We start from the raw sequence: 13,966 nt of genomic DNA, 5'->3' as shown, positions 1-13,966 counted from the left end.
CGCTTCGCTACGGGGCAACCTGCGGTGCTCGGGTTTCGCGGGGTCTCGCAGAACTCGCTTCGCTCAAACAGCTGCGAGCCCTGATCCGCGAAACCCTGCGCTCCTCGGCGCATACAGAGGGGCTTGGAGACCGAACGGGCCTTTGCTTCGCTCGGCCACCAGGCCACCGCGGCGCTGCGCGCCGCGGTGGTTGGTATTGGCGCGTACTTCGGTATTGGCTGTTGGTCTTGGGGCCGAGCGAGAGCGAAGGCTGCCCGCTCCCACCCCTTCTGTATGCGTCGAGGAGCGCAGATGGAGGCGGGATCAGGGCCGCAGCTGTTTGAGCGAAGCGAGTTCTGCGGACCCCCGCCGGAGTCGAGCACCGCAGGTTGCCCGTAGCGCAGCGAAGGGACGCAGACAGTAGGGGTCGCCTTTCTTTGCTTACCTTCTTTGGCGAAGCAAAGAAAGTGAGTCGCCCGCCGGGGCGAGACCCGGCCTCGGAACCAAAAAGAAAGCGCAACAGACGAACAACCGCCCCTCAAGTCCGCTTCTCCTTCAAAGCAACATCCACCTCCGGACGGCGACGCCCCCGCATCAAACGATCGCTAAGCTGTTTGGCAAACCCAGCAATCCCCTGCGGAAACAGCAACACCAACAGCAAGATGATCGCCCCCAACGTAGCCCGCCAGTAATCGGTATTGCGCGCCACCGTGTCATGCAGCCAGCTGAAAGTCACAGCCCCCACCACCGGCCCCGCCAGCGTCTGGATACCCCCAAGCAGCACCATCACCAGCCCATCCACCGACTTGTCCACACTCAGGCTTTCAGGCGAAATGCTGCCCTTGGAAAAAGCATAGAGCGACCCGGCCAGTCCAGCCGCGGCCCCCGCGATGACAAAAGCGGTCCATTGCATGCGCTTGACGTCGATACCGATGGCATCGGCGCGCAGCACCGAATCGCGCCCCGCGCGCAGCGCATAGCCGAACGGCGAGAACAGCACGCGGCGCAGCATCAGGATGCCGGCCGCCACGAGCACCAGCGTGAGCCAGTAGTAGGTGCGCTTGTCCGACAGCCACTCCGAAGGCCAGACGCCGGTGAGCCCGTTGCTGCCGCCGGTGAACGAATCCCACTGGTAGACCACGGCCCAGGTGATCTGCGCAAAAGCGAGCGTGAGCATCGCAAGGTACACGCCCGAGAGCCGCACCGCGAACCAGCCGTAGACGAAAGCGCCGATGGCGGCCACCAGCGGCGCGACGACGAGGGCGAGTTCCATCGGCATGCCGCTCGCACGCACCAGCAGAGCGGCGCCGTAGGCACCGAGGCCGAAGTACGCCGCATGGCCGAACGAGTGCATGCCCGCCGGGCCCATGATGAAGTGCAGACTGGCCGCAAAGAGCGCCGCAATCAGCAGGTCGATCATCAGCACCGTGGTGTAGGGTGAATCTGCGGTGAGCAGCGGCATGGCCATGAGCGCGAGGCCGAGCGCGGCGACGAGCCACAGGTAGCCCTTGCTCGCGCGCCGCAGTGGCTCTTCCTGCATGCCCACGTAGCGGCTCGGCGCCTGCGGGCGGCCCAGCAGGCCCCAGGGGCGCCACACCAGCACGATGGCCATCACGATGAAGTCGACCACCAGCGTGAGCTTGGAGAACGACACGCTGTAGCCGAAGATCTCGACCACGCCGAGCCAGATGCACACCGCCTTGATTTCGGACAGCAGCAGCGCCGCCACATAGGCGCCGGGAATCGAGCCCATGCCACCCACCACCACCACCACGAAGGCCGCGCCGATGGTGTTGAGGTCCATGGCCAGCGTGGCCGGCTCGCGCGGCAGCTGCAGCGCACCGCCGAGTGCCGCGAGCGTGGCGCCGAGCGCGAACACCGCGGTGAACAGCCAGGCCTGGTTCACGCCCAGCGCGCTGACCATCTCGCGGTCTTGCGTGGCGGCGCGCACCAGCGTGCCCCAGCGGGTTCGCGTGAGCAGCAGCCACATGAGACCCAGCACCACCGGTCCGACGACGATCAGGAACAGGTCATAGGTCGGGAACTGCCGCCCCAGGATGTCGACCGAACCCGACAGGCCCGGTGCGCGCGGGCCGAGCAATTCGTCCGGCCCCCAGACATAGAGCACCGCATCCTTGATGACGAGCACCAGTGCAAAAGTGGCCAGCAGCTGGAACAGCTCGGGCGACTTGTAGATGCGGCGCAGCAGCACCATCTCGATCAGCGCGCCGATCACGCCCACCGCGAGGGCGGCGATCAGCACGGCCGGCCAGAAGCCGAGCGTGCCGAGTTTGTCGACCAGCGTGTAGGCGAGGTAGATGCCCACCATGAAGAAGGAGCCATGCGCAAAGTTGACGATGCGCGTGACACCGAAGATCAACGAAAGGCCGGCCCCCACGAGGAACAGCGACGAAGCAGACGACAGCCCGGTCAGGAACTGAAGCAGCAGGGACGAGAGGCTCATGGGTGCAAGCGTTCCGGGAAGAAAAAAGGATCAGTCTGCGGCGCGCGATTTCTTCACGTCGGCCGCGCTCGGCTGGAACTTGGCGCCATCGAAATACGTGTAGTCGACCATCACGCCCTTGCCGTTGTCGTTCTTCGTCTTGCCGACGAAAGCACCCATGGTCGACTGGTGGTCTTCGGCGCGATAGCTGATCTTGCCGAAGGGCGAGTCAACCTGCAGGCCCTTGAAGGCGGCAATGAGCTTGGGCGTCTCGGTGCTCTTGGCTTTTTCGATGCCGGCCGCCACCGACTTGATCATGGTGTAGCCAACCACCGAGCCCAGGCGCGGGTAGTCCTTGTACTTGCCGTGGTACGCAAGGAAGAAGGCCTTGTGCTCGGGCGTCTGGATGCCGTACCAGGGATAGCCGGTCACGATCCAGCCGTTGGGCGTTTCGTCCTTCAGCGGGTCGAGGTACTCGGGCTCGCCGGTGAGCACGCTCACCACCGTGCGGTCCTTGAAGAGGCCGCGGGTGTTGCCTTCGCGCACGAACTTGGAAAGGTCGGCGCCGAACAGCACGTTGAAGATCGCGTCGGGCTTGGCGTCGGCCAACGCCTGCACCACGGCGCCCGCATCGACCTTGCCGAGCGGCGGCGCCTGTTCGGCGACGAACTCGACATCGGGCTGCGCGGCCTTCAAGAGCGTCTTGAATGCGGCCACGGCCGACTGGCCGTATTCGTAGTTGGGGTACACGATGGCCCAGCGCTTCTTCTTGAGCTTGGCCGCTTCGGGCACCAGCATCGCGGCCTGCATGTAGGTGCCGGGGCGCAGGCGGAAGGTGTATTCGTTGCCGCCCTGCCAGGTCATCTTGTCGGTCAGCGGTTCACCGGCCAGGAAGAAGATTTTTTTCTGCTTGGCGAAGTCGGCCACGGCCAGGCCGGTGTTCGACAGGAAGGTGCCGGTGAGCACGTCGATCTTCTCGCGCGCGACCAGCTCCTCGGCCACGCGCACCGCATCGCCGGGGTTGGCGTTGTCGTCACGGGTGATGAGTTCGACCTTGCGGCCGTTGACGCCGCCCTTGGCGTTGATCTCTTCCACGGCCAGCTCCATGCCCTTCTTGTAGGGCTCGAGGAAGGCGGGCTGGGCCTTGTAGCTGTTGACCTCGCCGATCTTGATCACGCCCTGGGCATGGGCAGGAACGAGGGCCGTGGCCAGCGTGGCAACTGCCGCGGCGCTGAAGACGTGACGCAATGGGTTCATGGGGAAGCTCCTTGGGATCGAAACAGAAAGAGAAAGAAAGAAAAAAGAAATCGCGGGAACGTGGATGCGCGTGAAGGGTGGACGGCTCAGCGCAGCCCGTCTTCGCCCTTGATCTCGCTGGCCTGCAGCCCGCCGATGCGGGGCAGCGGACGGCCGCTGTCGGTGACGGCAACCGCCACCACGATCTCGTTGGCGCGCGGCGCGTCGGACACGCGCGCCTCGACGGCGTCGAAGTGGCTGCGAACGAAAGCCGCATCCTTGTGGCCGAGCGGCACGTCGATGGCCGTGCCCAGGGTGCCGCGCTTCTTGGCCGAGGGCACGAGTGCCGCGCCCTTTTCAACCGCCACGCGCAGCGGCGCGCCAAGCTTGGGATGCAGGATGGCAGCCGCATGCTCGAGCTCGCCGCTCTCGCCGACGATGGCGGCCTTGCCATAGCTCTGCGCCTGGCCGGGCTCGATGCCCAGCGCCTTCACGGCCTTCTGGCCCAGGAGCGCGCCAAGCTCTTCGCCGATGGCGATCAGCTCGTCGAGGTTCTCGCTGAAGCGGCCCGCATAGGGGTTCTCGATCACCGCGATGGCGACGGCGCGGCGCGTGGGCGGATCGATGTCCTGTCCCATTTCCTTGCGGGTCTCGTCGACCTGCACGACGAGCTTGCGGATGTTGGCGGTCATGTCTTGTATTCCTTCTTGTCTCGGTGCGGGCGGCTCAGCGCAGGCCGTCCCACTTGCTGATGTTTTCGGCGCGAAGACCGCCGACGCGGTCATGGATGCGGTAGCCCGTGCTCATCGCCAGGATGAAGACGATCTCGTCGGCTGCTGGTGCGCCGGGCACCCGCACTTCGATGGCGTCGAACTGGCCGCGCACGTAGCTGGCGTTGATGTTGGTGAGCGGCACGTCGAGCGCGGCGCCGGGCGGCCCGACCTTCTTGGTCGAGGGCACGATGGACAGCGCATTGCCGGGCTGGCCGGTTTTTTCCTCGGCCTTGCCCGCGGTGTAGGCCGCGCGGTCGCCCTTCCAACCGAGCAGTTCGCGCATGGCGTAACCGCCGGGCACATGCCAGAGCGCGCCATGCTCGAGCTCGCCGGCGGCGCCCACGATGGCGCCCTTGCCGTAGGTGGCGATCTGCTCGAGCGGCACGTCCATGGCGGCGTGCAGCTTGTGCGCCATGTCGACGCCCACGGGGTCGAGCAGCGCCATCATCGGCAGGATGTCGGGTTCATAGCGGCCCGCGAACGGATTGGTCAGCACCGCGCCGATGGCACCGCGCACCAGCGGAGTCTTGGCGCGCGGCCCGAACTCGTGGTGGATGTGCTCGACATGGGTGAAGACGCGACGTATATCGATCATGAAAAAGAACCTTGCTTTCGTTAAGCAAATACTGAACCAACTGCACCGGATGGCGATTTTGGCAGCGCCTTCGAGCATAAGGGTTCAACAAGTCGCCACTGACCCTGGCAAACGAGCAAGGCAGCCCAGACGAGCCCCCCTTTCTGCAGCACCTTGGCGCAAACGGCGCCGGTGTCGAGCGCGCTTTTCACCTGCGAAGGTGCCAGCGACGGCACGTCGACCGTGACCAGGATGTCGCCCAGGTCGCTGTCGTCCTTGCACTCGCTGGCCGGGCGCCGCTGGATGGCAGCATCGTCCACGTCAACGGCATTGGCAATCACCGTGGCGGCGGCGTCGGCTGCTGCCGCGGTGGCTGCGAGCACGGTCACGCTGTCGGCAATGCCAAGCGAGAAACTGCGGCCGCGCCAGCCGCTGGTGGCAACGCCGCGCACCGGCTGCTCGGCCCTGATTTCGAACTGGCCGTCGGTCGTGAGAATGCCGGTGCCCTGCCAGTCGAAGCGCGCCAGGTCGGCATAGACACCCACGCGCGCCGACTGCCCCGGCGCGAGGTGCAGCGCAATGTCACCGCCGTTGTTGATCCAGGCGCGCTCGATGCCGGGGCGATCGTAGAACGCGATCAGCTCCTGCGCCACCGAACCGGCCACGGCCGCCATGGGCGTGATGAACATCGGCGAAAACGCGGCGCAGGCGTCCCACATGCGCCGGCCGACAACGCCGCGCGGGCGCATGTTGTCGCTGGCGGGCAGGCGCAGCAGCGGCAACTCTCGCACCAGTTCGACCAGCACATGGCCGAAGCGCGCCCATGCCGCGTCGTGCGCGGCGGCAACGGCGTACGGGTCGCCATGCGCCTCGGCCACGATGTCGATCGGGCCGTGGTTGAAGTGCCAGCGGTTCTTGTCGAGCGCGGCGCGTTGGGCGGTCATGGTTCAGCCCAGCATGGGTGGGTGGCCGAGCGGCCACGGATTGGCATCGTCCATGACGACCCACTGGCGCGCCAAGGGAGCGCCGTCTTCCTGCCACGCGCCGCGCGCAAGCGCCTGCTCGAGCGAGAAGACGTGTTCCATGTGGCCGCCGAGCGCCTCGTAGTCATCGCGCCGCATGCTGAACTCGATGGGCGCCACGATGGCCGGCGTGGGCACGGTGCCAAAGCTGTTGTCGGGCATGCGCATGACGTCGGCCATCACGGTGATGCCGCCGCCGGGCCACACATAGGCCGGCGCGCCGCCGCAGGTCACGTTGACGAGCGCGCGCTTGATGGCGCGCGTCAGCAGCACGGGGTTTTCGGTCACGCCGGCGCGCAAGGACCCGCCCGCACCGCCGAGGAACAGCACGGTGCACAGTGACGGTTCGCAGTTCTCGCCGATGCGCTCGACGATGCGGCGCACTTCGGCGGGCATAGGTTGCTCCACGGGCTTCAATGCGTCATCGAGCACATACCACTGCGCGTGCTCGCCGGTGGTCGATGTCATCAGGAGGCGCAGGCCGGGGCGCGCCACGCCTTCTTCCCAGCCCTCGATGATCGAGAGCGGATCGGCGATGTCGGTGCCGCCCCAGCCGTTGCCCGGGTTCGCCACCTGGAAGTAGCGCCCCGGCGTGGACTTGCGCCCCAGCATCTGGATGCCCGAAGGTGCCATGTCGAGGCAGCGCCCGGCCTGGTGCTCGGTGAGCACGCCGGTGATGTGGTCGTCGACCACCACCACTTCGTCGGCCACGCCCGCGAACTGGCGCGCGAAGATGCCCACCGCCGCCGAGCCGCAGCCCACGCGCATGCGCTGCTCTTCCACGCCATTGACGATGGGTGCCTTGCCGGCCTGGATGACGAGGGTGGAGCCGCCGTCGATGGTGCACTCCACCGCCTTCTTGTTGCCCAGGAGCTGCATCAGCTCGGCCGTCATGCGGCCTTCCTTCTTGCTGCCACCGGTGAGGTGGTGCACGCCGCCGAGCGAGAGCATCTGCGAGCCGTACTCGGCCGTGGTGACGTGGCCGACCACTTCGCCGCGGTAGCGCACGTTGGCCTGCTCGGAGCCGAGGAAGCGGTCGGTGTCGATCTTCACCTTGAAGCTGCAGTAGCTGAAGATGCCTTCGGTGACGACGGTGACCATGTCGACGCCCTGGGCTTTCGACGCCACGATGAATGGGGCCGGCTTGTAGTCGGGGTAGGTGGTGGACGAGCCCACGCCGGTCACGAAGACTTCGTCGGCGTGCAGCAGGTCGCCGCTCCAGTCGGGCGCGCCGGCTTCGGCCTTCTCCGCGGCCGGCCGGTCGAAGGGCACCAGCACCGGGGCCTCGCTCGCAATCTCGCGGCGCAGCAGGATCACGGGATCGACGCGCACCAGCACGCCCTCCCTGTTGGCATAGCGGTCGCAGGCACCGGTGCGGCCGTCGGAGATCTGGCACAGCACCGGACAGGCGTTGCACTCGACCTTGGCGGTGCTCATGCGCTCGTTGCGCGGCGGCGCCTTGCCGAAGGCGCTGCCGCCGGCATCTGCAACCAGCGGCATGTCCATGCCGGGCAGTCCGTCTGTCTTGGTGTGTTCTGTCATCGGGGCGGTCTCGTGGGCGTGTGGTTGCGGGTCGGCGTCGGGAATCTCGGTCTGCGAAGGGTTGCAACAAACGTGCCGTCTGCCCGCTTGTGCACCGCCTTCCGTTTGTGTAGCATTCCCTACACTTTCATGTTGCGTTCACTACATTCGCGGTCAATGTAGCAAACAGGCCCGATGCTTGCAATGGTGTTTTCTCGCGGTATCCATCGGGGGTTTTTCCGACCAACGACAATGGAGGGTTCGCAGCCGTCCGAAGGCTCGTGCCCCAGGGGCGTGCATTTCGGCCCAGCCAGCTTCCCACTGTTCAACCAACTCTTGAGTTCCGTATGAGTGCATTCAGCGAAGAACGCGTCCTGAGCGTCCACCACTGGACCGACCGCCTGTTCACCTTCACCACCACGCGCGACCCGGCGCTGCGCTTCTCCAACGGTCATTTCACGATGATCGGCCTGAAGGTCAACAACAAGCCCCTGTTGCGCGCCTACAGCATCGTGAGCCCGAACTACGAGGAGCATCTCGAGTTCCTGAGCATCAAGGTGGAAGAAGGCCCGCTCACCTCGAAGCTGCAACACATCCAGGTAGGCGACACCATCATCGTGGGCCGCAAGCCCACCGGCACGCTGCTGATCGACTACACGCTGCCGGGCAAGCGCCTGTACCTGTTCGGCACGGGCACGGGGCTCGCACCGTTCATGAGCATCATCCGCGACCCGGACACCTACGAGAAGTTCGAGCAGGTCATCCTGGTGCACGGCGTGCGCCAGGTCGACGAGCTGGCCTATCACGACCTCGTGACCGACCACCTGCCCAAGCACGAATTCCTCGGCGAGATGGTCGAGAAGCAGCTGCTCTACTACCCGACGGTCACGCGCGAGGAGTTCCGCAACCAGGGCCGCATCACCGACCTGATCTCGACCAACAAGCTCACGGACGACCTCGGCCTGCCTCCGATCAACCCGGTGGAAGACCGCGTGATGCTGTGCGGCAGCCCCGGCCTGCTGGTGGACCTGAAGCACATCCTCGAAGGGCGCGGCTTCAAGGAAGGCAACACGAGCACGCCAGGCGATTTCGTGGTCGAACGCGCGTTCGCGGAAAAGTAATGTTCGCCCCCCGGCTTTTCACTCGCTTCGCTCGTGTAACTCCACCCCCCGAGGGGGAGGCGCGGTCCGCCTTGGGGCGGCCCGGCGGCGACCGCCGGTAATGGAACGCAAGCCTGCTGCAACCAAGCCCCAGCGCCGCACCGGCGTGCGCGAGGCCGCGGCGCAGGCCACGCGCGACAGCATCCTGAAGTCGGCGACCAAGGTGTTCGCCAAGTACGGCTACGACGGCGGCAGCGTGGAGAAGATCTCCAAGGCGGCCAAGTCGTACGACCGGATGATCTACTACTACTTCGGCAGCAAGGAAGGCCTCTTCATCGCGGTGCTCGAAGGCATCTACAAGCGCATGGACGACGCCGAGGCCGCCATTGCGCTCGACGCCTCGCGGCCCGTGGAGGCGCTCACCGAGGTCATCCGCTTCGTGCTGGGCTACTACCGCAAGAACCCCGAGTTCGTCACGCTCCTGAACACCGAGAACCTGCACAAGGGCCGCCACATCTCCAAGTCGCTGCGGGCGCGTGAATACTCGTCGCGGGCGGTGGCCATCATTGCCGAGATCCTGGCGAGCGGCGCGGCGCAGGGCCTGTTCCGCCGCGAACTGATCGCGCGCGACATCTACCTGCTGATTGCGTCCACCGGCTACTTCTACACCTCGAACCGGCACACGCTCACGGCCTTTCTCGGCGAGCCGCTGGAATCGCCCGAGGCGATCACGCACTGGGAAGACTTCGTGATCGAGACCGTGCTGCGCACCGTGCGCGCAGACGAGCCGCAAGACAACAACACCCTCCCCCACGACCAGGACCACACGAAATGGCAGAAATCGCAGCCGGCGGCAAGTCGGGCAAAGTCGTCATAAAGAACATCGGGCTCTTGCTCTCGGGCAACATCGACAAGCCCATCCTCGACGCCGACACCATCGTGGTGAACGACGGCCTGATCGTTGCGGTCGGCAAGGAAAAAGACTGCGACCTCGAAGGCGCGAAGACCGTCATCGACGCGAAGCAGACCTGCGTGGCGCCGGGCCTGATCGACAGCCACGTGCACCCGGTGTTCGGCGACTGGACGCCGCGCCAGGGCCAGATCGGCTGGATCGACTCCACCATGCACGGCGGCGTGACCACCATGATTTCCGCGGGCGAAGTGCACCTGCCGGGCCGGCCGAAGGACATCGTGGGCCTGAAGGCGTTGGCCATCACCGCGCAGCGCGCGTTCGACAACTTCCGCCCCGGCGGCGTGAAGGTGCTGGCGGGCGCACCGGTCATCGAGAAGGGCATGGTCGAGAGCGACTTCAAGGAACTCGCCGAAGCCGGCGTGGGCCTGCTCGGCGAAGTGGGCCTGGGCTCGGTGAAGGCCGGCTACGAAGCCAAGGAAATGGTCGCCTGGGCGCGCAAGTACGGCATCCAGAGCACCATCCACACCGGTGGGCCTTCGATTCCGGGCTCCGGCCTGATCGACAAGGACGTGGTGCTGGAAGCCGACGCCGACATCATCGGCCACATCAACGGCGGCCACACTTCGCTGCCCGAGGCGCATGTGTGCGAGCTGTGCGAGAAGAGCTCGCGCGCCATCGAGATCGTGCACAACGGCAACGAGAAGGTCGCCATCGCGGCAGCCAAGGCCGCGCTCGAACTCAAGTGCCCGCACCGCGTGATCCTCGGCACCGACGGCCCGGCCGGCTCGGGCGTGCAGCCGCTGGGCATCCTGCGCATGGTGGCCATGCTGTCGTCCATCGCCAACATCCCGGCGGAGCTGGTGTTCTGCTTTGCCACCGGCAACACCGCGAAGATCCGCAAGCTCAACTGCGGGCTGATCGAGGTGGGCCGCGACGCCGACTTCGTCTTCATGGACCGTGCGCAGCATTCGCCCGCGCCAGGCCTGCTGGAGAGCGTGCAGCTCGGCGACATTCCGGGCGTGGGCATGGTGATGATCGACGGCATCGTGCGCTGCGGCCGCAGCCGCAACACGCCGCCGGCGACCGAAATTCCGGTGGTGGTGTCGGCCGCGCACTGAACGAGCTCCCCGCGTTGTCCCCTCTCCCTCCGGGAGAGGGTTAGGGTGAGGGCCAGCGGCGCACATGCAGCGCCGCCGCATGCCACATCTACCGCGCCCGAAACACCAGGTAGCGCGCCGACAGGAAGTTCACGACCAGCCCCGCGCAACTGCCCAGCGCCACGCCGGCCGCGGGCGCCCAGGGCCCCGTGAACCAATGCAGCACGAGCACATACGCGCCGTAGTTGACGACTGCACCGCCCAGCATCGTCACCAGATAGCCGAGGTACTCGCGCAGCACCGAAGCTTCGGAACGCCGGAAGGTGTAGCGCCGGTTCAACGCCCACGTGGCCGTTGCCGCCGCAAGAAACGACAGCACCCGCGCCCCGTACCAGCCCAGCAGCGGCGCCATCAGGTACAGCACGGCCACGTCGACCACGAAGCCGATCGCGCCCACCACCGCGAACGACAGGAACTGACGGCCAAGCTTCATTTGCCGGCGAAGTGGCGCACGCCGGGAATCGCGAGGTAGCGCAGCCGCTTGGCCTCGCGGCGGCCGAGCCGGATGGCGTGCATCACGACGCCGCAGACCATCGACAGCATCGCGGCCAGCATGGCGCCGGTCGCCAGCACCGCCGTGGGGAGCCGGGGCACCAGGCCGGTGTGCAGGTAGGTGATCAGCAGCGGAATGACCAGCGCGATCGCGCCCACCGCGAGCAGCGCCGCAAGGATCGTGAAGAACTGCAGCGGCCGCTCGCTGATGAACAGCTTGCAGATGGTCCGCAGGATGCGCCAGCCGTCGCGGTAGGTCGAGAGCTTGCTGTGCGAACCCTCGGGCCGCGTGCTGTAGGCGGTGTCGAGCTCGGCATGGGGCATGCGCAGCTCGAGCGCGTGCACCGTGAGCTCGGTCTCGATCTCGAAGCCGTGCGAGAGGGCCGGAAACGACTTGGCATAGCGGCGCGAAAACACGCGGTAGCCCGACAGCATGTCGGTCAGGCCGCCGCCAAAAAGCTGCGCCACGGCGCCGGTGAGCATCCGGTTGCCGAAGCGGTGGCCGGCGCGGTAGGTGAGCGCGTTCCGCCCGTCGTCGACGCGGCAGCCCACTACCATGTCGAGGTTGCCCTGCACCAGCGTTTCCACCAGCCGCGGTGCACTGGCCACGTCGTAGGTGGCATCGCCGTCGACCGTGACGTACACGTCGGCCTCGACGTCGGCGAACATGCGCCGCACGACGTTGCCCTTGCCGGCCGCCGCCACGTGCGTCACGAATGCGCCGCTTGCGCGCGCGATGGCGGCGGTGTCGTCGCTCGAGTTGTTGTCGAAGACGTGGATCTCGGCCTCCGGCAGCGCCGCGCGGAATTGCGCGACCACCTGCGCGATCGACAGCGCCTCGTTGTAGCAGGGGATCACCGCTGCGATGCGCAGGGGTGCACGGGCTGCGGCGGATTGGTTGTCGTCGGTCATGGTGCGGTCGAAAGAATGCGATAGGCCCGGCCGCCGTCTTTTTCGTACAGCAGGGCGAAATGCTGGTCGAAGCCAGGCCGGGTGGCGAGCGTGGGCACCATCGACGTGGGCATGACGATGGCCGTGAAACCCCGCTGTGCGAGCTTGACCGCCATGTCGCCCGGAGGCAGCAGCAGGAAATCGCGGTAGCGCCACGGGCCGAGCGTGTCGCCCCAGATCGGATTGGGGCCGTAATAGATCGCCTCGTTCAGCGCAATTTGGTAGACGCGCCCGTTGGCATGCTGGCGCAGATAGTCCATGGCGGCATAGCCTGGCACGTGCTGGCGCAAGAAGGCTTCGCGCGATTCGGGCGTGGGCGAAATCATCGCCACCTTGACGGCGGTCTGCTTCAGCGACACCGCGGCCAGGGCGGCCACCAGCAGCACGACGATCCAGTCGCCGGCAAGGCCCAGGCGCCCGGCAGGTGCTGCGGCGGCAGGTGCCTCGGCGCCTGCATCGACCGCGGCCGCTGCTGCACCCTTGCCACCGAACACGCGGCGCACGCCGGTGGCGACCCAGCCGAACAGCACTTGCCAGCCGATGGCCGCCATCAGCGCGAGCAGCGGAAACGACGCCGTGAGATAGCGCGGGTAGCGCGAGGTCAGAAGCCACACGGCCACCGAATAGAAGCAGAACCAGCCCGCCGCGCGCACGGCGGCCGAGCGCTTCCACAGCACGCTGAAGGGCGCCAAAAACACGGCCCAGATCAGCGCGTTGGGTCGCGCCGCATGGTCGCGCACGTCGGCCACCTGCTGCACGTAGTCGGCCGGAATCCACTCCGTGAAACCGAACACGCGCGCACCGATCGGGTTGAACGGATCGCCGGTCATGACCGCGTTGCGCGCGTACCAGTACACGCACGGAACCAGAAAGCAGAGGAGCGCCAGCGCCCAGGCCTTGGGCCGGCGCTCATGCCAGACGACGAACAGCGCCACCAGCGGCAAAAAGGTGAGTGCCTGGTACTTCGAACCCGCGGCCACGCCGAGGCAGAACGCCGCCAGGCCGAGCCAGCGCATGCCGCCCTGCACCGGCTGCGATTCGCGCCACCACCACAGCGCCACGCAGGCGCCGAGCACGAAGAGCGCCACGCCCATGTCGATCAGCGCATTCGAATAGTCGCCGATGCCGATCCAGATGGCCGTGCCGATCAAGGCCGTGAGCCGGTTGGTGTTCTTGATGCCGAGGCGCAAGACCATGACCGACGAAAGCACACCCGCCAGCGCATTGAGAAAATGCGGCAGCACGTCGTCGCCCACCTGCAGCGCGGCGGCATAGAGCAGGTTGTAGTTGTACGGAAACCAGGGGTAGCGCAGCCACTCGTGGATGCCCAGGGAGCCCTGCTGCGCCACCTGTCGCGCATAGGGCAGGTGGTACATCAGCTCGTCGAAGGCGGCGGGTGGCGCGAGCGGCGCAACCAGCGCGGGCAGCGCCACCAGGCCCAGCGCGATGGCCGCGATCTTGTCGGCGCGGGTCCATGGCGCGGCGGGCGCCACGGCCAGAGCGCGAACCGTGCGGACGTCGCGCCACCAGGGCCGCAACTGCAGGGCGGCGGCCACCACGCCGGCAACGATCAGCGCCACCGTCGCACCGGTCTTGAACGCGCCGAAGATCGCCAGCACCTGGAAGGCGCAGATGAAGAGGCCGACGCCCAGGGTCGCGGCCATCGCCGCTTCGAGCCAGGCGTCACGCCGGGTCGGCGGCGAAAGGCGCGCCAGCAGCGCGCGCCCGAAACCCCAGCAGGCAAGGACAAAGACAGCCAATGCCGCGTAGTGCGCGGCGGCAAACATCAACTTCTGAATAACAAC

At 66.7% G+C, this 13,966-nt stretch carries 12 protein-coding genes; 3 read left to right on the top strand and 9 right to left on the bottom strand.

What is annotated here, in order from left to right:
- Window positions 1-517 precede the first annotated feature (517 nt).
- The 6 genes from ACJ7Z0_RS16925 to ACJ7Z0_RS16900 all read right to left on the bottom strand — a co-directional run bounded on the left by ACJ7Z0_RS16925 (window position 518) and on the right by ACJ7Z0_RS16900 (window position 7,569).
- A complete protein-coding gene (locus ACJ7Z0_RS16925) occupies window positions 518-2,443 on the bottom strand; it encodes an ABC transporter permease (protein ID WP_434790742.1) in 1,926 nt (641 codons plus the stop codon).
- 30 nt (window positions 2,444-2,473) lie between these two features.
- Window positions 2,474-3,679, bottom strand: coding sequence for an ABC transporter substrate-binding protein (locus ACJ7Z0_RS16920; protein WP_434790741.1), 1,206 nt, complete (start codon window positions 3,677-3,679; stop codon window positions 2,474-2,476).
- Between the two features lie 86 nt (window positions 3,680-3,765).
- Window positions 3,766-4,350: an amino acid synthesis family protein gene (locus ACJ7Z0_RS16915; protein WP_434790740.1), complete on the bottom strand. Its 585-nt coding sequence runs from the start codon at window positions 4,348-4,350 to the stop codon at window positions 3,766-3,768.
- 34 nt (window positions 4,351-4,384) lie between these two features.
- Window positions 4,385-5,026 (bottom strand): amino acid synthesis family protein, encoded by a 642-nt coding sequence (locus tag ACJ7Z0_RS16910; RefSeq protein ID WP_055806846.1) that lies wholly within the window; start codon window positions 5,024-5,026, stop codon window positions 4,385-4,387.
- A gap of 20 nt (window positions 5,027-5,046) precedes the next feature.
- Window positions 5,047-5,949: a UPF0280 family protein gene (locus ACJ7Z0_RS16905; protein ID WP_434790739.1), complete on the bottom strand. Its 903-nt coding sequence runs from the start codon at window positions 5,947-5,949 to the stop codon at window positions 5,047-5,049.
- Between the two features lie 3 nt (window positions 5,950-5,952).
- Complete coding sequence (locus ACJ7Z0_RS16900) at window positions 5,953-7,569, bottom strand: 6-hydroxynicotinate reductase (RefSeq protein WP_434790738.1); 1,617 nt, start codon at window positions 7,567-7,569, stop codon at window positions 5,953-5,955.
- A gap of 326 nt (window positions 7,570-7,895) precedes the next feature.
- On the opposite strand from ACJ7Z0_RS16900, the gene ACJ7Z0_RS16895 reads away from it, so the two are divergent.
- From ACJ7Z0_RS16895 to ACJ7Z0_RS16885, 3 genes are all read left to right on the top strand, one after another.
- Window positions 7,896-8,669: a ferredoxin--NADP reductase gene (locus ACJ7Z0_RS16895; protein WP_431125901.1), complete on the top strand. Its 774-nt coding sequence runs from the start codon at window positions 7,896-7,898 to the stop codon at window positions 8,667-8,669.
- A gap of 100 nt (window positions 8,670-8,769) precedes the next feature.
- Window positions 8,770-9,525 (top strand): TetR/AcrR family transcriptional regulator, encoded by a 756-nt coding sequence (locus ACJ7Z0_RS16890; protein ID WP_434790737.1) that lies wholly within the window; start codon window positions 8,770-8,772, stop codon window positions 9,523-9,525.
- Window positions 9,480-10,679: an amidohydrolase family protein gene (locus tag ACJ7Z0_RS16885; protein WP_434790736.1), complete on the top strand. Its 1,200-nt coding sequence runs from the start codon at window positions 9,480-9,482 to the stop codon at window positions 10,677-10,679. Before ACJ7Z0_RS16890 ends, ACJ7Z0_RS16885 begins: the two co-directional genes overlap by 46 nt.
- Window positions 10,680-10,767: 88 nt before the next feature.
- Here the strand turns inward: ACJ7Z0_RS16885 and ACJ7Z0_RS16880 are convergent, their stop codons facing one another.
- From ACJ7Z0_RS16880 to ACJ7Z0_RS16870, 3 genes are read right to left on the bottom strand one after another with little or no spacing between them, the layout of a single operon-like run.
- Window positions 10,768-11,151 carry a GtrA family protein gene (locus tag ACJ7Z0_RS16880; RefSeq protein WP_434790735.1) on the bottom strand — a complete coding sequence of 128 codons (384 nt, stop codon included), beginning with the start codon at window positions 11,149-11,151 and terminating at the stop codon, window positions 10,768-10,770.
- Window positions 11,148-12,122, bottom strand: coding sequence for a glycosyltransferase family 2 protein (locus ACJ7Z0_RS16875; protein WP_434790734.1), 975 nt, complete (start codon window positions 12,120-12,122; stop codon window positions 11,148-11,150). The genes ACJ7Z0_RS16880 and ACJ7Z0_RS16875 overlap by 4 nt, the downstream gene beginning before the upstream one ends.
- Window positions 12,119-13,948, bottom strand: coding sequence for an ArnT family glycosyltransferase (locus ACJ7Z0_RS16870; RefSeq protein WP_434790733.1), 1,830 nt, complete (start codon window positions 13,946-13,948; stop codon window positions 12,119-12,121). Before ACJ7Z0_RS16870 ends, ACJ7Z0_RS16875 begins: the two co-directional genes overlap by 4 nt.
- Window positions 13,949-13,966 lie beyond the last annotated feature (18 nt).

Source organism: Variovorax palleresanus (assembly GCF_051144945.1).
GTDB lineage: Bacteria > Pseudomonadota > Gammaproteobacteria > Burkholderiales > Burkholderiaceae_C > Variovorax > Variovorax paradoxus_S.
Note: the sequence above shows the minus strand (reverse complement) of the source record. Positions and strands in the feature narration are given on the sequence as shown.